Source organism: Paenibacillus sp. sgz302164, from assembly GCF_056120505.1.
Genome location: NZ_JBVYOL010000010.1, coordinates 194,132 through 219,090, shown reverse-complemented (window position 1 = coordinate 219,090; position 24,959 = coordinate 194,132). Strand labels below are relative to the sequence as shown.

Here is a 24,959-nt window from a genome sequence, read left to right as displayed (position 1 = left end):
CTATATATGGAGAAGAACGATGACCGAATGCAGCATTATAATTCGCGAAATGCTAGTAAATGGGCTTGATACTCCCTTGGGTGTTGACAATCAGCCGCTCCGGTTCTCTTGGCGTCTCGAAAGCGATGAAAGGGACCAATCCCAGAGTTCGTACCGCATTCTGCTATTTTCCTCTAAAGAGCTTCTAAGCACTGGGATCGGAGATATTTGGGACAGCGGCAAGGTGAATTCGAACGAATTATTTCATCTTGCGAGCGGTTCCTTTCCCCTGGAGAGCAATAAGCGCTATTGGTGGAAACTGCAGATATGGGATCAGAACAATGGTACGGCTAAGGAGGAAACTGCGTGGTTGGATACCGGGTTGCTCCACCAAAGCGATTGGAAGGCGATATGGATTTGGAAAGCTGGTAGCGTACAAATTAATGATTTCGCTTACTTTCGCAAGGAATTTTGTCTTCAAGGGCCGCCGAAGCGGGCGATGCTGTTTGTTTCAGCCCATCATTATTATCACTTATACATCAATGGCAACAAACTGGGAGGCTACAATTCGCCTGCCCCTTCGGAACCTGTACGCTCCAAATATTATTTGGCCTACGACATCACTTCTCATTTGCAAAAAGCCGATAACTGCTTGTCGGCCGCAGTTCATTACTTGGGCGGGGATGGGCAAAATTATGTAAACGGGCTTCCGGGGTTTCGTCTTCAATTGGAAATCGAATATGGAAATCACTTCTCTGAAACGCTCTGTACAGATGAATCATGGGATGTCCTTCAGGACATCCCGCACAAAATAGGCACTCCCTTTCAGCAAAACCGGCGTATCTCCGCAGTTGAGGACTATGACGCGCGAAAACTGGAATCAGGCTGGCATTATCCGGGCTTCCGGGCAATCAGTTGCAGCAAGGCAGCGGTTGCTCAGCTAAACAGTGACAACTGGGTGATGAAGTCGCAGAGCATTGCGGAAGGCACTATCGAGGAGGTCATCGTACCCAAGGCAGCAGGCTTGCAAACAATTGGCATACAGGTATTCGATGCGGGGAAAATCGTATCCGGCTGGCCCAGATTGATCGTTTCCGGCCATCAGGGTGTAACGGTGCGGATGAGATACTCCGAAGACTTAGAGGAATCGGGATGTGTACGCCACAACGTATGCAATGAAACCTCGGAGTACTATTTCGACCAGTATACGATGAGAGGGGAAACGTTGGAGCAGTGGGAACCGAATTTTTCGTACAAGGCGTTTCGGTATGTGGAAGTGACGGGGTATCCGGATTGGCTTACGCCAGACAACCTGCAAATTGTTTGTGCTCATACGGCATTGCCCCATGAAGGAAGCTTTGCGTCCTCCTCTCCATTGTTGAATCAAATTTATGAGGCGTGCATACAAACCCAAAAAAATAATGTTTTGGGTCAGGTGGTTGACTGTCCTCACCGGGAGCAGGCGCAATATTTGGCCGACTCTGACCTGCAGGCTGAAACGCTGCTTTACAACTTTCGTTCCTACCACGTCTTGTCGAAGGTGCTGGCCGATTTCGCGGATTCTTCATTGGAAGACGGAACGTTTCCTTTCGTATTTCCATCCAATTATTTGCATCCGGATTTTCATATTCAGATACCGGAGTGGGATTTGCATTTCTGTACGCTGCTCTGGAAATTGTATGATTTCTATGGGGATAGCCAATTGATCGAGAAGTATTACAGTCCGGCCGCTGCGATGCTTCATAGTTACCTCGACAAGATCGACGTCACTGTGGGTCTCTTGCCTAAAGGGAAGGGATGGCACATTAGCGACTGGCCCTACCCCAATATTGATCAAAGCGGAACGTATTTGACGGTACAAAACTGCAAGCTGTACCATGCGACCACCCTGATGGAAGAAATGGCGATTGTGCTGGATAAACGGGAAGAGGCGCAGAGATTCCGGCGGCAGGCAAAAAAGCTGAGAGACGCTATTGTTCGACATTTATATAATGTGGATACGAGGAGGTTTATCGACAGTTATGGTTCGAATGAAAGTCATCAAGGCACCCAAGTCATTGCTCTGCAATATGAATTGGTGCCTGCCCGGGATCGTCGGGAATTACTGCGAACTATCGTGGAACAAGGTTTAGATTGCAGGACGCTGCTTGCTTTGAACCTGTTGCGCGTGTTATTCGACAACGGAGAAGGCAATGCGGCATGGCGGTTGATTCACCGGACGGAATATCCGGGCTGGGGTTATATGGTTAGCCGGGGAGCAAGGACGATGTGGGAAGGTTTTGAAGACATTGAATCCCATTGTCATGCTTGGAACGCTTACCCGGCCCGATTATTCGTAGAATATATTGTAGGGATCCGTTCCTTGTCACCGGGCTTCCGGCATATTCTTGTTCAGCCGTTTATTCCTGATGACCTGAATTTTGCCGAAGGCAAGGTTCCTGCCGTAACAGGAATCGTGGATGTCAAATGGCAGAAGGAATCTGGCGGTCTCGTTGTGACGGTAATGATTCCGGTCGGTACGGAAGAAGCAATCATTATACTACCCTTGGATTGCCGAAGAGGGGAATTGTTTGAATCACAGACGGTTATTTGGCGTAATGGGATCTTCATTTCAGAAGCTCCGGGAATTCGTATGTGCCGGGCGACCTCCGACCATGAAGCAGTTATTGTAAACGTTGGCTCCGGACATTACAAATTTCGACTCACCGCTACAAATTTTCATGATCCAAAGACGTCTTGATGCAAAAGGGGGAGTTTTACTATGGGGCAGAAGGAACAGATCAAGATCGCGGCGCTTCAATGCGAATATCGAACGAATCCGATCGGGATTGACGTCCTGCGGCCTCGGTTCAGCTGGCGGCTTGAGGCGGCGGCGCGCGGGGTGCGGCAAACGGCGTACAGGCTGCAGGTAGCGAAGGCTGCAAGCTTCACGGAACCGATTTGGGACACGGGGCGCAAAGATAGCGACCGGTCCGTGCTCATCGAGTACGAAGGTCCGGCGATTGAGCCGCGGACTCGTTATTACTATCGGGTGCAGGTATGGGACGGCGACGGCCGAGAGTCGGCGTGGAGCGCAGCCGCTTACTGGGAAACAGGACTGCTTGGTCCCGACGGCTGGTGCGCAAGCTGGATCACGGCGGAGGAGGAGACGCCGGATACCGAGCCGGCTTTGCTGCTGCGCCGTGCTTTTCGGCTGCGCAGCAAACCGGCGTCAGCGCGCTTGTACGCTACCGCGCTCGGTGTGTACGAATTGCAGGTAAACGGCTCCCGGACGGGCGACTGGCAGATGACGCCTGGCTGGACCAGCTACCGGCAGCGATTGCAGTATCAGACTTATGACGTGACCGCGCAGCTTCAAGAAGGCGACAACGTGATCGGCGTCATGATCGGCAATGGCTGGTACCGTGGCAATCTCGCCTGGGCGGATCGGCGGAACTTTTTCGGCGACCGCCGGGCAGCGCTCGTCCAGCTTCACGTGCGGTACGAGGACGGTACGGAGGACTTGGTTGAGTCCGATTCGTCGTGGCGTTCGACGACCGAGGGGCCGATTCGCATGTCCGAGCTGTATCATGGGGAAACTTACGACGCCCGTCTTGAGCAGCGAGGCTGGAGCGAGGCAGGTTTCGAAGCTTCCGGCTGGCGGGGCGTGACTTTGATCGACCATCCGAAATCGATTTTGCTCGCGCAGGAGAACGAACCGGTACGCGTCATTCAAGAGGTTGAGCCGATTGAGGTCATCCGTACGCCGAAGGGAGAAACCGTGCTGGACATGGGGCAAAACATGGTCGGCCGGATTCGGTTTGCTGTAAGCGGTGAAGCGGGGACAACCGTAACGCTGCAGCACGCGGAGGTGCTCGACAAAGACGGCAACTTTTATGTTGGCAATCTGCGACAGGCAAAGCAAACCGTTTCGTATGTATGTCGCGGCGGCGGTACGGAGACGTACGGGCCGATCTTTACGTTCCAAGGCTTCCGGTACATCAAAGTCGAAGGGTATCCGGGTGAAGTGACAACGAACCGGTTTGTCGGCCGGGTGCTCCATTCGGATTTGGAGCCGACCGGCTCGTTTACGTGCTCGGATCCGCTGCTCAACCAGTTGCAAAGCAACATCGCATGGGGGCAGAAGGGCAATTTCCTCGATGTCCCTACCGACTGTCCGCAGAGGGATGAGCGGCTTGGCTGGACGGGCGACGCTCAGGCGTTCGTCCGGACGGCGGCGTTCATGGCGAATGTGGCGTCTTTCTTCGCGAAGTGGTTGAAAGATTTGAAGGCGGACCAGCTTGCCAATGGCGGCGTGCCTTTTGTCATTCCGCACGTGCTGAACGAGACCGACCACTCCTCCGCCGCTTGGGGGGATGCGGCCGTCATTTGTCCGTGGACCATCTATTTATGCTACGGAGACTTGAGAATCCTGGAGGAACAATACGATAGTATGAAGGCGTGGGTGGAATACATACGGGCGCAAGGGGACAATGAGCGGCTGTGGAACACCGGTTTCCACTTCGGCGATTGGCTCGGGCTCGATGCCCATGGAAACGGCTGCATCGGCGCGACGCCGCGCGATTTGATCGCGACCGCTTTTTACGCTTATTCAACCAAGCTGCTCGCGAAAGCCGCGAGTGTTCTCGGCAAGCAAGAAGATGCAATAGCATACGACCGTCTGCATGCGTCGGTCGTCGCCGAGTTCAACCGAGAGTTCGTTACGCCTCTCGGGCGGATCGCCGCTCCGACGCAGACGGCACATGTACTTGCGCTCATGTTCGGTCTAGTCGATGGTCCGGTGAAGGAGCGGACGGCTCGTGAACTGGCCCATATGATCGAGGAGAACCAATTCCACCTGACGACGGGCTTTGTCGGTACCCCGTATTTGTGCCTCGTGCTGTCAGAGAATGGGTATCATGACGTTGCGGCGAAGCTCGTTCTGCAGAAATCGTATCCGTCCTGGCTGTATTCGGTCACCCAAGGAGCTACGACGATTTGGGAACACTGGGATAGCATCAAGGAAGACGGCTCGTTTTGGAGCGATGACATGAACTCGTTCAACCATTATGCGTATGGTTCAATCGGCGACTGGTTGTATCGGGTCGTGGCCGGTATCGATACGGACGAGGCGGAGCCGGGCTATAAGCGGACGCTCATCCGCCCGCATTTCGTGGAGGGACTGTCGTATGCGAAGGCGGCTTTACGCTCGCCGTACGGCAACATCCGCTCCGGTTGGGAGCGGGACAAAACCGCCGGTGCCGTATATGTGGACATCGCCATCGCACCGAACACGACCGCCGAGGCCATACTGCCTGGTGCGAATGCGGGGACGGTTACCCTAGATGGTCATCCGCTCGCATCAGGAGACGGCAGCATCGCGTATAATCAAATGGGTGATGGTGTCAAGTTGGAACTCGTCCCGGGCGAGTACCGGTTTACATATCCGCTGAAATAGAAAAAGTGCCTGGGACTTGGGACATCAAGTTACCGGGCACTTTTATTACCGTACAAGGGAGAGAGAGCTTTCAACACATCATTTGGGATTCAGGCAAGGATGTCAGCATGTTTGGCGAACGTAGCAGTCACGAACGAAGTTTTGGAGAGCGCTGAAAATCCCTGTTGCTGGAATTGGAGGGGCTGCTTGGCAAGGAGCAGAAAGCCTGCAAAAGTGCAGCTTTTTGCTCCTTCGTATGCTCGCCGCGAAATATTCCTGCAAATCTGCAGGCTTTTCACTAAAAATTCCCACCCAGCCCAATCGTGCTTGGAAATTCCTGCACAATTGCAGGCATTTCCTTCAAAAGAGCCGATTTCTTCGAAAAAGCCTGCACAATTGCAGGTTTTGCGGGCGTCGGAGCTGTTTGCAACCCGTAGTGCTTATCAGAACTACCACCAGTAATAAAGCAATCCTCCACATGGGAGTGTTACTTTTAACGGCTTATCAGCCTTTTGGCCGACCAACTTTTATGCAGTTCATAAGTTCTGTATCCAGCGGGGAAAGAGTGATGAAAAGTCATAATATGTAAAAATATGAAGTAGGACGGACAGAAAGCGTTATTTTCCTTCGTATAAATAGATACCCTGTCGAAATTTGTCCGGTTTCAGAGAAAGGTGGTGACATTACTGGAACAACTTTGCAGAAAGATGTGCAGGTGAACTGCTATTCCTGCCATATTTTTGGGTTCAGGCAGATGCGGTTTAGAAGACTTGTCCGGATAAAACGGCGCAGTCCGCCGAAGCAAGGGGCCAAGGCGAGGCTGGGCCAGAGAGAAGAGCCATTAACTCTTTTCAAAAGCCGTAAGTCTTAGTTGTATTCGTTGAACTTAATGATGCAGAAATCAAAAGGAGGGATGGCCGGTTTCCTATCTTACTTCGTTAAACTATCTGGGAGGATGAGAAATTAATGTATTCCGATTTGAAGAAAAAATACGGCTCGATCTCTATGATCGCAACGCTGGCCGTATCCATGTTTGCAGGCGTGACAGGCGTAGCGCCGGAAACGCTGCACGCCGCAGCCGCTACGGATGTTTCCGTCCAGGCAGCATCCGATTCTATGAATAAAGAGCGTTTCCTGCAATTGTACAACCAGATCAAAGATCCGAAAAGCGGTTACTTTTCCGCCGAAGGGGTTCCTTATCATTCTGTTGAAACCCTGATGAGCGAGGCGCCTGCTTACGGGCATATGACGACTTCCGAGACTTACAGCTACTGGTTCTGGCTGGAAACTTTGTACGGTCATTACACAGGAGACTGGTCGAAGCTCGAAGCGGCTTGGGATAACATGGAGACTTATATTTTGCCAAGCAGCAAAGAGCAGCCGACGATATCGAACTACAATCCGAATAGCCCTGCGACTTACGCGGCGGAGAAAAAACAGCCTGACCAATATCCGAGCGATTTGAACGGCCGTTATCAAGCGGGCCGCGATCCGCTGGATGCCGAGTTGAAGGCGGCTTACGGAAACAACGAAACTTATTTGATGCATTGGCTGGTTGACGTTGACAACTGGACCGGCTTCGGCAACCTGCTGAATCCGTCCCATACGGCTTCGTACGTCAATACGTTCCAACGGGGCGAGCAGGAGTCCGTATGGGAAGCGATTACTCATCCATCCCAAGACAACCAAACGTTCGGTAAACAGGGAGAAGGCTTCATGTCCTTGTTCACGAACGAAAATAAGGCTCCTGCCAAGCAGTGGCGCTATACGAACGCTACGGACGCCGATGCGCGCGCCGTTCAAGCGATGTTCTGGGCTAAGGAATTAGGTTATAACAATACCAAATATTTGGATAAAGCCAAGAAGATGGGTGACTACCTTCGTTACGGCATGTACGATAAGTACTTCCAAAAAATCGGCAGCGGAGCTAACGGCAATCCTACGCCTGGAAACGGCAAGGAAGCCAGCCACTATCTGATGTCCTGGTACACAGCTTGGGGCGGCGGCCTGGAAGGCGGCAACTGGGCTTGGCGGATTGGCGCGAGCCATGCGCACCAAGGCTACCAGAACGTAGTAGCGGCTTACGCATTATCGCAGCCTGAGGGCGGATTGAATCCGAAATCGGCAACAGGCAAGCAAGACTGGGATACGTCCCTGAAACGCCAGCTTGAGTTCTATACATGGCTGTCCTCGGCTGACGGCGCGATCGGCGGCGGCGCAACGAACAGTTGGAACGGCGACTACAGCAAATATCCGAGCGGCGTAAGCACGTTCTACGATATGGCTTATCAGGAAGCCCCTGTGTATATGGACCCTCCGTCCAACAAATGGTTCGGTATGCAGGCTTGGCCGGTTGAACGTATAGCAGAGCTGTACTACATCATGGCCTCCAATGGAGAGACGAACTCCGAGAACTTCAAAATGGCCAAAACGATTGTTGAAAAATGGATCGATTGGGCCATTGATTACACGTTTGTGAACAAGAAGCCGGTAACGGACAGCGAAGGATACTACCTCGACGCAACCGGCAAACGCATCATGGGCGGTGCCAATCCGGCTGTTGCGACGGTTGACGATCCAGGTCAATTCTGGATTCCGGGCGGAGAAGAGTGGGCAGGTCAGCCGGACACTTGGAAAGGCTTCTCTTCTTACACGAACAACCCGAATTTCCGTGCAATTGCAAAAGATCCGGGCCAAGACGTTGGCGTACTTGGAAGCTATGCCAAAGCGTTGACGTTCTTCGCGGCGGGAACGAAAGCGGAAAAAGGCGCTTACAGCGATCTCGGTACTAAAGCTAAAGATCTGGCTCAACAACTGCTGGATGTTTCTTGGAAGTTTAACGACGGCAAGGGAATTGTCCTTCCGGAAAAACGTGAAGACTACGCTCGTTTCTTTACCAAAGAGATTTATGTTCCTAACGGCTGGAGCGGTAAATACGGCCAAGGAAACACAATTCCGGGCAACGCAGGCGTACCTTCCGATTCTTCTAAAGGCGGAAACGGCGTATACATCAGCTACTCCGATCTGTATCCGAAAATTAAAAACGACCCGCAATGGTCGAGCCTTGTCGATCTTTACAACAAATCGTACAACCAAACGACTAAAAAATGGGAAAATGGCGTGCCAACTTACACGTACCACCGTTTCTGGTCGCAAGTTGATATCGCAACTGCCTATGCGGAATTCGACCGTTTGATCGTAAACGCTGAAACTCCGAATCCGCAGCCAGGCGAGAAACCAGGCGTTCCTACCGGCGTAGAAGCCAAACTCGAAGTTAAACTGAGCTGGAATTCGATTCCTGGCGCGACCAGCTATAATGTTAAACGCGCTTTAAGCGAAGCGGGTCCTTACACGACAATTGCCGGTGATTTGAAAACGACTAGCTATATCGATACGAATGTAGTTAGCGGAGTTGCTTATTACTATGTGATCAGTTCCGTGAATGCGGCAGGCGAAAGCGCAAATTCGGCTCCAGTGTCTGTAATTCCGCAAGGCGGGGGCTCTACCGACCCCGGACCGGTCGTTCAAGCGCCTGGAAGCTTTACGCTTAGCGGCACAAGTGATACTGCGAAAATCGATTTGAGCTGGACGCCATCGGCTAACGCGACACAGTATGAAGTGAAGCGCGGAACATCCGCGAATGGTCCTTTCGCAGCGATCGCCAATGTGACGGGCAATGCTTTCACGGATACGACAGCAACTGCGGGAACCACTTATTACTACCAAGTAACGGCTAAAAACAGTGCCGGAAGCAAAGATTCCAACGCGATCAGCGCGGCGCTGCAGCCTACGGACCCAGGAAACACGAACAGCAATCTTGTGGTTCAGTACCGTACGGCTGATACGAATGCAAACACGAACCAATTTAGACCTCTTTTCCAAGTTGTTAATAAAGGCGCGACGCCTGTATCGCTGAGCGGTTTGAAACTCCGCTATTACTTCACAGTTGACGGCGACCGCGCTCAAACATTCAACTGCGACTATGCACAAGTCGGATGCTCGAAGCTTTCAGGCAGCTTTACGAAGCTGGGCAGCCCTAAAGCCGGTGCGGACTCCTACCTGGAGGTTACATTCAATTCGGATGCAGGCACGTTGGCTGCCGGAGCTTCGACCGGCGAAATTCAAACGCGCATCAACAAAAACGACTGGACGAACTATAATGTGGCAGATGACTACTCCTATGATCCTACAAAGAACCAATTTGCGGATTGGAGTAAGGTGACGCTGTACCAGAACGATAAGCTCGTTTGGGGTCAGGAGCCTTAAAGCCTGACGGAGCGGCACCCGTATGGGTGTCGCTCTTTTCAAATTGAAGGGAGGAAAGTAACATGAAGGAAAGAAATAGTAATAGTGTTATTTTGTCCAAACGTTCCAAATGGCTGCCTGTCGTCATGGCATGTGCGGTTACAGTGGGGGGCGCACTACCGGCTCAAACTGTCGTTTACGGCCAAACGGCAAAAAATGTCACCATTCAAGTCGATACGTCCAAGGATCGGAATCCTATTAGCCCTTACATATACGGTACGAATCAGGATTTGGCAGGGGATGAAAATATGGCCGCCAGACGGCTTGGCGGAAATCGGCTGACCGGCTACAACTGGGAAAACAATATGTCCAATGCGGGAAGCGATTGGCAGCAATCCAGCGATAACTATTTATGCACCGTTAGCGGCTTGACAAAATCCGACTGCGACAAGCCTGGAGCGGTGACGACTTCGTTTCATGACCAATCGCTGAAGCTTGGCGCCTATTCTTTAGTTACGCTGCCGATGGCCGGTTATGTGGCCAAGGATGGAAACGGAAGTGTGCAGGAAAGCGAAAAGGCCCCTTCCGCTCGTTGGGATCAGGTTGTAAACGCCAAAAATGCGCCGTTCCAGCTGCAGCCCGATTTGAATGACAATAAGGTTTATGCGGATGAATTCGTCAACTTTTTGGTGAAGAAATACGGCGCTTCTTCAACAACGACGGGCGTGAAAGGGTATTCACTCGACAATGAGCCTGCCCTTTGGTCGCATACGCATCCGCGCATTCACGGCGACAAGGTCGGGGCGAAAGAGTTGGTAGACCGGGCGGTAAGCTTATCCAAAGCCGTTAAAGCGGTCGACGCGGGCGCGGAAATTTTTGGCCCGGTTCTTTACGGATTTGGCGCCTATAAAGATCTTCAAACCGCACCTGACTGGGACTCCGTAAAAGGCAGCTACAGCTGGTTCGTGGACTATTACCTGTATCAAATGCGCCTCAGTTCGGCAGCCGAAGGCAAGAGATTGCTGGATGTCTTCGATGTGCACTGGTATCCCGAAGCGATGGGCGGAGGCATACGAATTACGAATGAGGTAGGCAACGACGAGACGAAGAAAGCCAGAATGCAGGCGCCTCGTACTTTGTGGGATCCGACCTACAAGGAAGATAGCTGGATCGCTCAATGGAATAGCGAATTTTTGCCTTTGCTGCCTCGATTGAAGCAGTCGGTGGACAAGTATTACCCCGGAACGAAACTGGCTTTGACCGAGTTTAACTACGGCGGCGAAGCCGATATTTCCGGCGGTATCGCTATGGCCGATGTGTTGGGCATTTTCGGCAAAAACGGCGTCTATATGGCAAACTTCTGGAAGTTAAAGGATGCCAACAACTACGTTAGCGCCGCTTACAAGCTTTACCGAAACTATGACGGAAATCGTTCTGCTTTCGGCGATATCAGCGTTAACGCGCAAACGTCGGATATTGTCAACAGTTCGGTGCATGCTTCCGTAACGGATGCATCCAACAAAGAGCTGCACCTCGTTGTCATGAATAAAAGCATGGACAGCGCATTAGACGCCCAATTCAATCTTTCCGGCGGAACGACTTACGGCTCCGGTAAAGTTTGGGGCTTCGACGGAACAAGCTCGCAATTGAAGGAAGCGGCGCCGATCGCGCAAATTGCAGGCAACCGCTTTACCTATACAGTGCCGCCTTTGACGGCTTATCACATTGTGTTGACTGCCGGCAATGATACGCCTGTGCAAGTTCCTGGAAGCTTCACGCTGAAAGCCGAGGCCGGCGATGGGAAAGTCGCTTTGTCCTGGGGCGTTTCCAGCGGAGCTGCAGGTTACAGCGTACAGCGGGCAACGGCTGCAAGCGGTCCGTTTACTGCTGTAGCGTCCAACTTGACCGCAACGTCTTATACGGATACCAACGTAACGAACGGCACTTCTTACTATTACAAAGTAACCGCAAGCAACAGTGCGGGAACGAGCGATTCCAATGCCGTGAATGCGGTTCCGCAGGCGCCTGTAAACGGCCCGGTTCGCTATGAAGCCGAAAACGGCACACTGAAGGGAACTATTGTGTCATCCAGCGGGACCGGCTTCTCCGGTACCGGTTACGTAACTAATTTCCATAACCCAGGGGATTCGCTGACGATGACGATCCAGGCTGAGGCGGCAGGTTTGTACAATCTTACAATCGGCTACCGTTCTCCTTATGATGACAAACGCACGAATTTCTCCTTAAACGGCAATGCGTCAGGCGAGCTGGTGCTTTGGAAAACGGCTGATTTCAAAGAAACTTCCGGAGGTAAGCTGCTGCTGAATGCGGGGGCGAATACGATCGGTTTTGAAACGGGCTGGGGATGGTATGACATCGACTACGTCAAGCTGGAGCCTGCCACCGACCGTCCGCCGCATGCGGTAACCAAATCGCTCACCAATCCGAACGCGACGGTGGAAGCAAGAGCATTGATGAACTACCTCGTTGATCAATACGGCAAGAACATCCTTTCCGGTCAAGAGGAAATGACTGAGATCGACTGGCTTCAAGCAAATGTAGGTAAAAAGCCGGCTATTGCGGCGCTTGACCTGATCGACTATTCGCCAAGCAGAGCGGAACACGGTCTTCGTTCCACAGAGACGGAAAAAGCGATTGAGTGGGATAAGCAAGGGGGCATTGTTACCTTTGCATGGCACTGGAACGCGCCGAAAGGTCTTATCGATACGCCGGGAAAAGAATGGTGGAGAGGCTTCTATACCGATTCGACTACATTCGATATCGAATATGCGATGAATAATCCGGAGTCTGAAGATTATAAACTGCTTATTCGCGACATCGATGTGATTGCGGAGCAGTTGAAGAAATTGCAGGATGCGAAAGTACCTGTCCTGTTCCGTCCTTTGCACGAAGCGGAAGGCAAATGGTTCTGGTGGGGCGCTAAAGGTCCTGAGCCTGTCAAAAAATTGTATATTTTGCTTCACGATCGTTTGACAAATGTGCACAAATTGAACAATCTGATCTGGGTCTGGAATTCTGTTTCCCCCGACTGGTATCCGGGAGACGCCTATGTGGATGTTTTGAGCTTTGACTCTTATCCGCAAGCAGGCGACTACAGTCCGCAAATTGCAAAATATGAAGACCTGGTTACATTGGGCAAGGACAAAAAGTTAGTTGCCATGAGCGAAAACGGACCTATCCCGGACCCTGATCTGATGAAGGCGTATCAAGCTCATTGGAGCTGGTTCGCTACATGGTACGGGGATTTCCTGAGAGACGGCAAACAAAACAGTCTTGAGCATCTGAAAAAAGTATATAATCATCCGAACGTTATTACGTTGGAGAAGCTCCCGACCAACTTAAAAACGTATGGCATCTCCGAGCAGCCGCCGGTACCGGGCAGCTTCACGCTGAGCGCAGCGGGCGAAACGGCGAAAGTAAACCTGAGCTGGACAGCATCGGCGAATGCGGCAAACTATGAAGTGAAGCGTTCGACGGCTGCAAACGGCACGTTCACGATGGTAGCGAGCGGAGTAACCGGAATCACCTACACAGATACGGCGGTGACGGCAGGCACGACATACTATTACCAAGTCGTAGCGAAAAACGATGCAGGCCAAACGCTTTCGAACATAGTCAGCGCAGCGCCGAAACCGGATGTTCAGCAGCCGACAACCGGACTGGTGCTCCAGTATCGCACACTGGATACAAGTGTGAACGACAATCACTTCAAGCCGCACTTCCAAATTTTAAACAAAGGGACAACTTCCGTACCGATCAGTGAGTTGACGATTCGCTATTACTATACGATCGACGGCGACCGCGCGCAGACATTCAACTGCGACTATGCGACGCTGAGCTGCTCGAAGCTGAACGGCAAGCTGGTTAAAATGGACAAAGCTGTAGCCGGCGCTGATTATTATTTGGAAGTCAGCTTCAATTCGAATGCAGGCGTGTTAGCACCTGGGGGCAGCACGGGCGAAATTCAAACCCGTATTAATAAAACAGACTGGTCGAACTATAACGAAAGTAACGATTACTCGTATAAAGGCACGCAAAATTCATATGCCGATCATACGAAAGTTACGTTGTATCAAAATGGCGTACTTGTCTGGGGAACCGAGCCGACAGCTAATTAATGAAGTGATTACAAATTGGAAAGTGGTTGCCAGATGAACAACTTATCTGAAGAATGCTTGCCGCAGATTCGCAGCGGCGATGAGCAGGCACGGTCGGCTCTGATCGGTCAATACCGGCCCTTTATATTGAAGGTTGTCAAACACGTCTGCAGGCGCCGAATTGGATGGAATGATGATGAAGCAAGTATAGGTTTGATCGCTTTCAATGAAGCTGTCGATCGATACCGTACGGAGTATGGAAAAACATTTAATAATTTCGCTTTTCTTATGATTCGCAGACGATTGATCGATGATTTTCGGAAAAAAATCAAAATTTCCCAAAACGAAGCCGACTGGAAAGACGAAGAGGAAATGCTGTACATTGCAGATAAGGTAAGCTCGCTGGATGCTTTTGAAAGGCAGGAACGAGCCGCGGCGCTGGCGGAGGAATTGGTCAGCTACGATGAAAGGCTCCAGGAATTCGGCATTTGTCTTCGGGAACTGGAAAATATCATGCCCAGCCACCGGGATACCCGGCAAATGCTGGTGCGGATTGCCCGCTATTTTTGCAACAACCGGGAGTGGCTGAACGATCTTTTTCAAAAAAAGAAGCTTCCCTTGAAGGCAATGACCAAAGAGATCAACGTCAGTAAAAAGACGCTGGAACGCAACCGGAAGTATCTGATATCGCTGATCCTGATTTTCGGCTGCGAGGATTTTACGAGAATCCGCGAGAGCATCTCTTTTACAAGCGTGGAGGAGGAAACGCGGCGCGTAGAGCAGTTGTAACGAGATCCCGCGGCGCCACTTTCCTTGCCCACTAAAGCGGAACGCCTTGCCGGACGAAACATCCCGATGAGTTGTATCACGGTGTGACAGTATAGGATTACAATGAAGAGTTACTGACGTAAAGGTGTCGGTAACTCTTTGTTATGGTGGAGGAACTTCGATTTACAGAGGAACTCGTTAACATGAATACGATTCAAATCGCGCAAAGCCTGTGAAACGACTCGATTTGGGCATCTTGTCCAGTCGAGTTTTGTTTATGTTATAATTTAATTATCTATGAAAGCCTGGGGGTGATGGGATGCGCTGGGAAGAAGTGCAGGACCGATTTCCGAATGAATGGGTAGTTCTTGAAGCAACAAAAGCACACTCTATGGATGGCAATCGTTACATTGAAGAAGTGGTTGTCGTTGATAGATTTGATGATTCAACGTCAGCGATGCGCCGATACTACGAGTTGCATAAGCAGGACCCTCAACGTGAATACTGCTTCTTTCATACGTCTCGTCCCTCTTTAGTGGCCCGTGAACGTTATGTCGGCGTACGGGGGCCAAGATGAAACTAAACGAGAGTTTTGGTTTGCCATTTGTTACAGTTACGGTCCAATTTCGCGGACAGAAACTGACATTGGAAAAAGTCTTACTAGATACGGATCTGCAGGAACGATCTTTAAAGCAGATGCTGTTGGCGTAATCGAGTACGTATATACGAAGAACTTCGATGCGATTCACTTCGATGGTGTTTCTATAAACAATTTTCAGGTTGAGATTGGGAATATGGAATACGGGTTAGATATCGAAGGGATCATCGGTTTTGACTTTATCCGAACGGCCGGTTTGGTTATTGATGCAGTAAAAATGCAGGTCTATTCAGTTGCAAAATAAGGCCTCTCCCTTCACGCCAATTCCTCAAACATCCGAACCATCGCGCGGCGATGAGTTGTGGATTTATCACACCACGGTTTGTTTGCATTTAGGAGACGTGTGGAGAGAGACGGAGCGCGGGAATTAAAGATTTCGATACCCCCTCACATACACCATGTAAATCCACAACCGCATGATGTTTGTGGGTTTTTGCTTTATGTCTTGAGCAAGATTTTGATAAAAGGTGTGGTCAAGTTGACGAGCGATAAACGAAGGGTGATTCGCAAAATAGGACGAATGGGAAACAGCTTGGGTATAAGCCTGCCTAAAAGTCTTGTTGAAAAATTAAATGTCTTACAAGGAGACGAAATCGAATTCATCGAGAATGAACGTGGTGAAATTGTGCTGAAAAAAGCAAGGCAAGGTAAATTGCCTGAAAATGTCCGTCCTGAAGTTTTAGAAGCTTTCTTTGATGTTTTTGAAGAAGACGAGGGTATTCTTGAGGACTTAAGGGACAGATGATATGACGGAATTTCTGACAAAAGAAGAGGTTATCTCGGCACACTATTTCATGATGAAAAGAATGAACGACGCAGAGCAAGCGGGAGTAAAAAACCACGGTCTACAGGAATCTGCGGTACATAGGCCCCAGCAAAGTATTTTTGGAGAAGATGCTTATCCATCCTTATTTGATAAGGCCGCGGCCTTACTGGAGTCCCTTGTCAAAAATCATTGTTTTCATAATGGGAATAAGCGGACAGCCTATCTTGTTACCAAGTCGTTTTTGCTGTTGAATGGACACCATTTGCAAATGGAACGCAAGTATGCGGTGGAGTTTATAGTCGATATTGCAACAGGATTGCATACATTGGAAACTATCTCTCGTATTCTAGAAGAACATTCGGATGAAAGTTGATTCTTCGGAACATTGTTATGTCGACATCAAAATTATGACTACTTGTAACAACCACCCGTAGATGCCTGAGCGGCGATATTTCGGACAGGGGTTCGACTCCCTTCGTCTCTATACATGGAACCCATGTAAGTGATTTCCGTGTCAAATGCGTCAATTTCGCGGGACGGCTGGATTATGACACGATCCACGTATTCTTGAAGCACTTGCTTCTTATCGTCTTCATCGCCGGTAAGAAGGGAGTGCTTCTTTTCTAGCCGTACGGCGAGCGTCCGCACGCGTGAAATGCCTTTTAAGGCGTTTCAAGGATACCTTTCCAGGCTTGGGCGGATTCCTTCCAGGGATCCAAATTGTGTTAATTAATATAACAATTTTTAGGATATATAGCAATAAAGAGGATAATACTTTACAAAAAAAAGAATTTAAGGTATATTATTGAATGTGATTCTTGGCCAGTTCACAATCATAGACTAGGAGTGATTATTAATGATGAACTTTAAATTTAAAAAGTCTTTGTCAGCCGCTGTTGTCGTATTAAGCTTACTTGTATCCGCTCAGTCCGCATTCGCGGTTAAAGGACTTGGTGACGCTGAATCGTCACCGATTTATGCCGCCCCTAACACGCACTATACGTTTCCGCTCCAAAGATCCGCTGACGACGTAGATTGGTTCGTTTATACCAATAACACTTCTAGCAGTGTAACTATAAATGCCTCTATGACTCCTCCTAGCGGGCAAAACTATAACTTGGATGCATTCTGGTACATAAACGGATCAGACAAAGACCGAACCAAGTTGGCCGTTAACGATAATGGAGTCGGAAAAAAGGACTCTTTTATTCTTACGAATCTCAAGCCGGGTGAGAAAATCACTTTCCGAATCTATTCGGCAACCGGTACTGTCAGCACATCCGGTTACGATTTCTATTTTACTGCTAACTGATAAACGATTGATTTGACGCTCACGAAGATGCAGATCTTTACATGACGGACATTAGCCCGTAAATAATCCATAAAATAAAAAAGGAACTCAGGACTTTAAGTCTTGATTTCCTTTTTTTGTTTATTAAAGCTTTCCTGTGTATGTAAAGTGACTCCTCGGAAAACAATATGTGTAATGCTTTTGATCCTCGGCCAAGATGTCACTTTTCCGATTTTCGGGAAATAATCCCTTACTAAAGGAGTACTACTGCCATGCATCATCATGTGTTTTGGCTTGAGATCGTGTTTATCTTGCTCGCTTTCATTGCCATGTGGTATTCGTTTTCAAATTTCGCAAGCGTGAAGAGAATTTTCATCGGTCGGCCTTTGCGAACGAAAGAACTTCATGCGCAGCATACCAAGCTTTTCTGGATGATCGCTCTTCCCATTTTATCCGCGGACCTTTACTCTTCGGTAGCTTACGGTCCTGAAGCGGGAATAACGGAACTGATCGGGTTGGGCGCTTCCGCAAGATGGTTCATTTTGCCCATCACGGCTTCAACGGTCGTTTTGCTTGCAATTCTCATTACGTCTTATATTATGGGAGTCATTGCGTATCCGAGCGGTGGTGGCGCTTATGCTATTGCAAAGGACAATTTTAAAAATCGTGTGCCTTCTCTAATTGCTTCGAGCTCTTTGCTCGTTGATTATGTGTTGACGGTTGCCGTCTCGGTTTCGGCGGCTGTAGAAGCGGTCTCTTCTGCATATCCGGCGGTGGGGCCTTATGAAACGATACTTGCCATCATCTGCATATGCGTGCTTGTTGTCATTAATTTACGCGGAGTCGCAGAGTCCGCTAAGATTTTTGCCTGGCCTACATTTGTATTCATGGCTTGCATGCTTTTTTTGATTGTTTCAGGTTTATTGAATGAAGCGCGGCATGGATTTATTCAGGATGTTACGCCTTCCTTTGGCACGTTTCCTCAAGGGTTGACGACGCTGCTTATTTTAAAAGCTTTCAGCTCTGCCTGCTCGGCATTGACCGGTATTGAAACGATTTCCAATGCGGTGCCGGTTTTTCGGGAGCCTCGGCAAAAAAGCGCCATTAAAACTTACATTGCCCTAGGCGCTATCACGGCGGTTACGTTGCTCGGTTTTGCGTATCATTTATATGTGCAAGGGATTGCGCCGAATCCGCATAACACCATGCTGTCCCAGTTGGCGGAGGTATATTATGGACGGGGGGTTCTTTACCAAATCCTGATTTGGTCTACATTTGTCGTGTTAATATTAGCTGCGAATTCGACATTCACGGGATTTTCACAGTTAGCGGCTATTGTTGCAGCTGATGGTTATTTACCACGTGCACTAACCAATCGCGGCGACCGATTAGGTTATTCGAACGGCATTTTAGTTTTAGCCGGTTTCGCGATTCTGCTCATTGTTGCTTTCCGTGCCCATACTAACGCTCTTATTCCGTTATATGCAATTGGCGTTTTTATTTCGTTCTCTGTAGCTCAGATCGGATTATTGCGCCGCTGGAAAAGGGTAAAGGGCGCCAAGTGGCGTGTGAAATTTGTTATTAATCTAATCGGTTCCGTAATAACGGTTCTCGTTGCGTTGATTTTTGCCGTCACCAAATTTGTGAGCGGGGCATGGGTTGTATTGATCGTACTGCCCGTAATTGTTGCTATATCCATATTGATCAAACGACACTATAATCAAGTGGCGGCGGAACTCAAGATAGATCCAAATGAAACCCGTCCGGTTATGCATCGCGTTATTACTATTGTACTCGTTTCCGGAGTGCATCGCGTGGTCAACAACACGCTATCTTTTGCGACAAGTCTCGGTACAGAAATCATTGCCGTATATGTAGGCTTTGACGATGAATCCATCGAAAAAATGGAACAAAAATGGGGAGAATGGGGGGAGCCGTGCAGATTGGTCGTTCTGAGAAGCTCGTACCGATCCATTCTCGAACCAATATCAAGATTCATTCAGACAATGGAGAAAATGGAGGGTGGGAAACCCGACCATATTCATATTGTTGTTCCACAATTTATCCCCAAGAAATGGTGGCACCATGTGCTGCACAACCAAAATGCGCTGCTGCTCCGCGCCTGGTTTTTTAGGAATAAGGATGTGATTATTACGACCGTACCGTATCATCTTCAAAAATAGTGTCGCAGCAATTGTTTCGTATCGTTCCAAAGCTTATTTTGCATAGCGGTATCTCCGCCGGGGTGGACAGGTGTAATAGGACTGCCGTTTCCAACGTTGAAATACCCGCCGGTCACCCCATCGTATTTGGACTCAACAACTAAGCGTGTAATGATGTCAGCTCCTCTACGCGGATCTCCGATACGTAAAAAATTCAAAATGCGTTCAAGCATAGCGGCAAACCGGAGCTCGCGCCCGAGACCTGTTACATTAAAACCCGGATTTAGCGCGTTAACAGTAACTCCGGTTCCGGATAATTGACGGGCCAGTTCCCCAGTAAATAGGATATTAAATAGCTTGGTTTTGCCGTAAAGCGCTGACGATTCCCTCATGGTAAAAGCAGATGTATCGACCAAATCCTCAGGCAGTTTAAGTTCACCATGGTTGCGCGATGCTTCAGAAGCAACATTTACAATTCTGGCAATTCCGGACCTCACCAAAGATTGCTGTAATGTTTGCGTTAATAGCCATTGCGCCAAATAGTTTACGGCTATCATTTCAGCAAAGCCCTCAGAGGTTATCCGCTGCTCGAATGCATGCAGTCCTGCATTATTCACTAGTACATCAATCTTGGGGTATGCGGCTTTAATCTCATTTCCGATGCGCCTGACATCCTCCATCAAGGAAAGATCTCCGAAAAAAAAGTCCACTTCTGTTTTTGGCGCAAGATCTTTCAGCATGTTCCTAGTCGTCTCGGCCCGATTCTTGTTCCTGGCTGTTAGTACAAGATGAGCACCGCGCTTAGCCAATTCAATTGCAGCGAGTTGTCCAATACCGCTGGTCGCGCCGGTAATTACAATAATTTGGTTAGTCGTCATAAAGATTCTCCTTATGCTTGGATAGTGAATCGAAGCTTTTTGACAGGCAGCAGTTAAAAGATTTATAATTGATATATATCAACTATATTCATTTGTTTGACATATGTCAATTATATTTGTTGGGGGAAACTATGGCGGAACATACTAAAGATAAAAATACTGCGAGAGTGCAGTTGGAACTGAAGCTGGGTGAACAGCTAAGTGCACTTATTAGCGCCGCGCATGCACTCAATGTCAGAGCTGCAGCACGTTTCGATTCATCACTGCAACCCGCGGCTTTCCTTATTGTCCGTTGGTTGTATTCATTCGGTCCGACAAGTGCCACAGCTTTAGCGGAATCGACGGCTATGGACCGCAGTTCGGTTAGCCGACTCGTCAATCATCTCAAGCGCTTGGGTTATGTGAAAAGCGAACCCTCTCCCGAAGACCGTAGAGGAGTACTATTATCTTTGACTGAGCTTGGACGACAAAAGACTGTGGATGCTCTAAAAGAGAAAGAATCCGTGTTCTATGAATGCGTTTCAGAATGGAATGACGGCCAACTTGAAAATTTTATTGAGATGCTCAGGCACTTCAACGGTCATGGTCGCGGATAACGAGATTAGTTATTAAGATTGGTGGCGGACCGCAGACTTTTTCTTTTTTTGCATTAAGTATTGACATGGATAAGAAAATGTTTTATCTTAATATTAAGATATTCGATTTGAAGATATCTCAACCAAAGACTTTTTTGAATAAGGAGGTAAAAATATGCTTACAATATTAGAAAGAATTAATCAGCTTTCAAAAAAGGCAAAAGAAGTCGGATTAACTGAAATTGAAAAAACGGAACAAACCGATCTTCGCAAGGAATACCTCCAAATATTTCGGGGTACTATAAAAAGCACGCTCTTGCAGGTCACCGTTTATGATCCAAATGGAGATGATGTGACTCCTGAAAGACTAAAAAAAGAACAGGCCAAAATAGTTCAACAATGAACTCCATTTTGCAAAATATCTTAATTTTAAGAATCTTCGATTGAAAATAATTTAAATAATGATTTTTAGAGGAGGATTTCATATGTCACTTCAAACTACAGGTATCCATCATATCACTGCTTTTGCCGGTAATCCGCAGGAAAACGTCGATTTCTATGCCGGTATCCTCGGACTCCGGTTAGTGAAGAGAACGGTCAATTTCGATGCTCCGGAAGTTTACCATTTGTACTTCGGCAACGAGGCGGGAAGCCCCGGTACCATCATTACTTTCTTCCCTGCGCAGGGCTCGCCCAAAGGGCGAATCGGAGGCGGCCAGGTGGGCATTACCTCGTATGTGATACCGCCGGACTTGCTTGATTTTTGGCACAATCGTTTGCAAAGCTTTGGCATTCAGGTTACGAGAACGAGCCGGTTCTCCGAACAATATCTTCAATTCGAGGATAATGAAGGTTTGCGCCTAGAGCTTGTCGAACGTGAAGAGGGGGCGAACAGCACCTGGTCTTTCGGCGGCGTTCCGGCCGATAAAGCCATCAAGGGGTTTGGAGGCGCCGTGCTGTTCAGCGTCAACCCGCCCAAAACGATGGATGCGCTGGAAAACATACTCGGATTTACGAAAGTCGATGAGGATGCCGAATATGCCCGTTATCGGTCCACAGGAGAAATCGGCAACGTCGTCGACGTTCCGCTCGCCAAAATGGAGTTCGGCGTGGGCGGAGCAGGCACGGTACACCATATTGCATGGCGTGCGAAAGATTTCGAACAGCATGAAGAATGGAGAAGTACAGTTCAAAATTACGGCTATCAGCCGACTCGGGTCATAGACCGCCAATATTTTAATGCGATATACTTTAGAGAAGCAGGCGGCATACTATTTGAAATCGCTACGGATCCACCTGGATTTGCTAACGATGAGCCTGCAGAGACTCTAGGACAAAAACTCATGCTGCCAAACTGGTTTGAACCGCATCGCGCTGAGATCGAAGCGAACCTGCATCCCATCGAAGTGAGAACATTAACGGCAAAACAAGAGTGAACAAATCTTTTAAAAGAATAGAAAGTGACGGTGGATAACTAATGGCATCTATTGATCCAACCACTCAAAGCGATCAGGAAAATTATAAGCTGCTGATTGGCAGTATCGTACCCAGACCGATCGCTTTGGTGACTACGCTTTCCAAGGAAGGGGTGCTCAATGCCGCTCCTTTCAGTTTCTTTTCGATTGTATCCAGTGCGCCGCCCCTAATTTCGGTGTCTGTTCAACGAAAACAAGGGGTAATGAAGGATACGTCAAGGAATGCGACGGAGACCGGAGCTTTCGTCATCCATATCACGGACGAATCGATTATAGATAAAGTGAACGAAACGGCTGCTAACTTGCCCCCGGACGAAAGCGAGGTTGCGAGAGCAGGTTTCACGCCGATAGCGAGTGAAGCGATTGTTGTGCCGGGTTTGAAAGAGGCCAAAATTCGCATGGAATGCCTGCTGGAACAAGCGATACCAATCGGCGGTACCGGCGAACAGCCCGCTTGCGATTTGCTTATTGGGCGAGTTGTTCGCTTCCATATCGCGGATGAAATTTATGAGAACGGACATATCGATCCGGGCAAATTGGCTCCTGTCAGTCGGATGGCAGGCAGTTATTATGCCAAACTAGGCTCCCTGTTTTCCATGGAGCGTCCTAAGTGAGCAGTTCTCATAGGCCGCGGCGAAGCAGCTTGCTTTTCCAGTAAATAAGATCCCGAGGGAGTTTTGACGGTTATGGTTGAGAAAAAGGTTACCTGGCTGGAGCTTTTTTATGATCTGCTTTTTGTAGCAGCCGTTTCAAAAGCAAATCATGTCTTGCTGCACGCCGACCACGGGGCCATCCCTATTGAATATTTAAGTAAATTCGTATTGATTTTTATTCCGATCTGGTGGGGATGGGTGGGTCAAACTCTCTTTATAAATCGGTTCGGCCAAGATATCGCCAGTCACAGGATATTCCTCATCCTTCAGCTGTTTTTTGTTTTAATCATGACAGCAAGCCTATCCGTTAATTTTGATCAATATTACATTCCTTTTTTTATTGGTTATATAGGTTCGAGGGCATTGACAGCCATTCAATATCTTACGGTACACAAAGCAAAAAGCGCGTATCAGCAGCGGACCGCTAAATATTTGGGAATTTGCTTTTTGATAGGAATATTGATATCTGCTTGTTCGCTGTTCTTTGACTCATGGATCCGATACGTCATTTTGTATGCCGGAATCGTTGTAGATACGATACTGCCTTTAATCGGGCGGCGGCACCTGGTAAAAGCACCCATACACACCCATCACTTATTGGAACGTTTTGCCTTGTTTACCCTCATTCTGCTTGGTGAATCCGTGATCAGTATCATTGCTGTTTTGCAGTTCAGTAACTGGAATTTGCCATCTATTTTATTTGTCAGTTTTACATGTGTATTAGTTATCGCAATGTGGTGGCAGTATTTCGAGAATGTGGAGAAGAAAGTAAGCAAAGAGATGCAGACAGCCGGCCAAACGATTATTTATGGCCATTTATTCATCTATTTATCCATGAGCACGTTGGCTGCTTCGATCCAGCTGTTGTATCTGGAACAACTAAATTATTCGTTCATGCTGGGTTTCGTATTTGGGTCTGTGCTGCTTTATTTTTTATCTACGTCTCTGGTTTTTCACCGGTACAGACATCAACATCTGCGGTTGAAGCCCTATCATTTGGCGATATTACTAGGGGTTATTGGAAGTTTTATAGCGCTAGACTTGCTCTATCATGTGCCTAATTATGCAATCGCCGGAGAAATGATGGTGTTCTTTATCGTATATGCGAAATTAACGACATGAGTGGATGCAAAGCCCTGGTAAAAAAACGGGTTCAAAAACCTGGCATCGGCCAGGCTTTCGAACCCGTTTTTTTATAAGTGAGATCCGCCGCTTGCATCAATGAGTTGACCGGTTACCCAACGGCTGTCCGATGAGGCGAGGAAAGCGGCAATATCCGCCACATCTTCAGGCTCCCCCCACCTGTTGAAGGTTGAAAGACCGGCGGCATATTTCTGTCCATTGGGATCTTGCAGCGTCCCGGCATTCATTTCTGTATTAATAATACCAGGCTGGATGGCGTTTACCGTAATATTACGGCTCCCAAGATTGCGAGCCAGAGCAAGCGTAAGTGTGTCGATTGCGCCTTTCGACATGCTATAGGCGAAAACGCTAGGGGAGGCCACCCGTGTAACAAACGATGAGATGTTGATAATGCGGCCTTCATTTTTCAGACGCGGCAAAGCTTGCTGGATAACAAAAAGCGGCGCTTTGACATTCATGTTCATGACTTCGTCAAAAGATGCTTCCGTCGTCTCTTCAATGCTTATAATTTGCCCGATTCCGGCGTTATTCACAAGAATATCAAACCGATTATCGCCTGTGCGATTCCGAAGGGCGCCATCCAATGCCGCATATAAATTGTGAATGCCGTTAAGCGTACTTAAGTCAGCGCCGATCGTGAATGCGGAACCTCCATTTTGTTCAATTTGAAGAACCACTTCCTCTGCTTCATGCTGTCTCTTTCCATAATGCACTGCGACTAATACGCCGTCCTGTGCCAGACGCAGCGCAATGCCGCGACCGATCCCCCTGCTTGCACCGGTTACTAAAGCGATTTTGCCATTCAACTTACTCATGCTCTCATCTCCTTGTT

General features: G+C 48.7%; 19 protein-coding genes. 17 read left to right on the top strand and 2 right to left on the bottom strand.

Annotation, left to right across the window (positions count from 1 at the left end):
- Positions 1-19: 19 nt before the first annotated feature.
- The 12 genes from AC0LWT_RS18530 to AC0LWT_RS18475 all read left to right on the top strand — a co-directional run bounded on the left by AC0LWT_RS18530 (position 20) and on the right by AC0LWT_RS18475 (position 19,424).
- Positions 20-2,719, top strand: a complete 2,700-nt coding sequence (locus AC0LWT_RS18530) for a family 78 glycoside hydrolase catalytic domain (protein WP_474682746.1) — start codon at positions 20-22, stop codon at positions 2,717-2,719.
- A 21-nt stretch (positions 2,720-2,740) separates the two neighbouring features.
- Positions 2,741-5,416 (top strand): family 78 glycoside hydrolase catalytic domain, encoded by a 2,676-nt coding sequence (locus AC0LWT_RS18525; RefSeq protein ID WP_474682745.1) that lies wholly within the window; start codon positions 2,741-2,743, stop codon positions 5,414-5,416.
- Positions 5,417-5,602: 186 nt separating this feature from the next.
- A complete protein-coding gene (locus AC0LWT_RS18520; RefSeq protein WP_474682744.1) occupies positions 5,603-5,857 on the top strand; it encodes a hypothetical protein in 255 nt (84 codons plus the stop codon).
- 504 nt (positions 5,858-6,361) lie between these two features.
- Entirely contained in the window at positions 6,362-9,661 is a 3,300-nt protein-coding gene (locus AC0LWT_RS18515; protein ID WP_474682743.1) for a glycoside hydrolase family 48 protein, read from the top strand.
- 62 nt (positions 9,662-9,723) lie between these two features.
- Positions 9,724-13,779, top strand: coding sequence for a glycosyl hydrolase (locus tag AC0LWT_RS18510; protein ID WP_474682742.1), 4,056 nt, complete (start codon positions 9,724-9,726; stop codon positions 13,777-13,779).
- 33 nt (positions 13,780-13,812) lie between these two features.
- On the top strand, positions 13,813-14,547 hold the full coding sequence (gene sigI, locus AC0LWT_RS18505; protein ID WP_474682741.1) for an RNA polymerase sigma-I factor: 735 nt from the start codon (positions 13,813-13,815) through the stop codon (positions 14,545-14,547).
- Between the two features lie 298 nt (positions 14,548-14,845).
- Positions 14,846-15,103 (top strand): hypothetical protein, encoded by a 258-nt coding sequence (locus tag AC0LWT_RS18500; protein WP_474682740.1) that lies wholly within the window; start codon positions 14,846-14,848, stop codon positions 15,101-15,103.
- A complete protein-coding gene (locus tag AC0LWT_RS18495) occupies positions 15,078-15,428 on the top strand; it encodes a hypothetical protein (RefSeq protein ID WP_474682739.1) in 351 nt (116 codons plus the stop codon). The genes AC0LWT_RS18500 and AC0LWT_RS18495 overlap by 26 nt, the downstream gene beginning before the upstream one ends.
- Before the next feature lie 99 nt (positions 15,429-15,527).
- Positions 15,528-15,929, top strand: a complete 402-nt coding sequence (locus AC0LWT_RS18490) for an AbrB/MazE/SpoVT family DNA-binding domain-containing protein (protein ID WP_474682738.1) — start codon at positions 15,528-15,530, stop codon at positions 15,927-15,929.
- Position 15,930: 1 nt separating this feature from the next.
- On the top strand, positions 15,931-16,323 hold the full coding sequence (locus tag AC0LWT_RS18485) for a type II toxin-antitoxin system death-on-curing family toxin (RefSeq protein ID WP_474682737.1): 393 nt from the start codon (positions 15,931-15,933) through the stop codon (positions 16,321-16,323).
- Between the two features lie 483 nt (positions 16,324-16,806).
- On the top strand, positions 16,807-17,262 hold the full coding sequence (locus AC0LWT_RS18480; protein ID WP_474682736.1) for a fibronectin type III domain-containing protein: 456 nt from the start codon (positions 16,807-16,809) through the stop codon (positions 17,260-17,262).
- 251 nt (positions 17,263-17,513) lie between these two features.
- Positions 17,514-19,424, top strand: a complete 1,911-nt coding sequence (locus AC0LWT_RS18475; protein ID WP_474682735.1) for an APC family permease — start codon at positions 17,514-17,516, stop codon at positions 19,422-19,424.
- On the opposite strand, the gene AC0LWT_RS18470 is transcribed toward AC0LWT_RS18475, so the two are convergent.
- Positions 19,415-20,281, bottom strand: coding sequence for an SDR family NAD(P)-dependent oxidoreductase (locus AC0LWT_RS18470; protein WP_474682734.1), 867 nt, complete (start codon positions 20,279-20,281; stop codon positions 19,415-19,417). The genes AC0LWT_RS18475 and AC0LWT_RS18470 overlap by 10 nt on opposite strands.
- A gap of 131 nt (positions 20,282-20,412) precedes the next feature.
- Between AC0LWT_RS18470 and AC0LWT_RS18465 the strand changes: the two genes are divergently transcribed.
- The 5 genes from AC0LWT_RS18465 to AC0LWT_RS18445 all read left to right on the top strand — a co-directional run bounded on the left by AC0LWT_RS18465 (position 20,413) and on the right by AC0LWT_RS18445 (position 24,106).
- Entirely contained in the window at positions 20,413-20,877 is a 465-nt protein-coding gene (locus AC0LWT_RS18465; protein WP_474682733.1) for a MarR family winged helix-turn-helix transcriptional regulator, read from the top strand.
- Positions 20,878-21,031: 154 nt separating this feature from the next.
- Positions 21,032-21,259 (top strand): DUF896 domain-containing protein, encoded by a 228-nt coding sequence (locus AC0LWT_RS18460; protein ID WP_474682732.1) that lies wholly within the window; start codon positions 21,032-21,034, stop codon positions 21,257-21,259.
- 82 nt (positions 21,260-21,341) lie between these two features.
- Entirely contained in the window at positions 21,342-22,292 is a 951-nt protein-coding gene (locus tag AC0LWT_RS18455) for a ring-cleaving dioxygenase (RefSeq protein WP_474682731.1), read from the top strand.
- A 41-nt stretch (positions 22,293-22,333) separates the two neighbouring features.
- Complete coding sequence (locus tag AC0LWT_RS18450) at positions 22,334-22,945, top strand: flavin reductase family protein (RefSeq protein ID WP_474682730.1); 612 nt, start codon at positions 22,334-22,336, stop codon at positions 22,943-22,945.
- A gap of 72 nt (positions 22,946-23,017) precedes the next feature.
- The gene (locus tag AC0LWT_RS18445) at positions 23,018-24,106 is read left to right on the top strand and encodes a low temperature requirement protein A (protein WP_474682729.1); all 1,089 of its coding nucleotides are present in this window, start codon (positions 23,018-23,020) and stop codon (positions 24,104-24,106) included.
- 71 nt (positions 24,107-24,177) lie between these two features.
- Here the strand turns inward: AC0LWT_RS18445 and AC0LWT_RS18440 are convergent, their stop codons facing one another.
- Positions 24,178-24,942: an SDR family oxidoreductase gene (locus AC0LWT_RS18440; RefSeq protein ID WP_474682728.1), complete on the bottom strand. Its 765-nt coding sequence runs from the start codon at positions 24,940-24,942 to the stop codon at positions 24,178-24,180.
- Positions 24,943-24,959 lie beyond the last annotated feature (17 nt).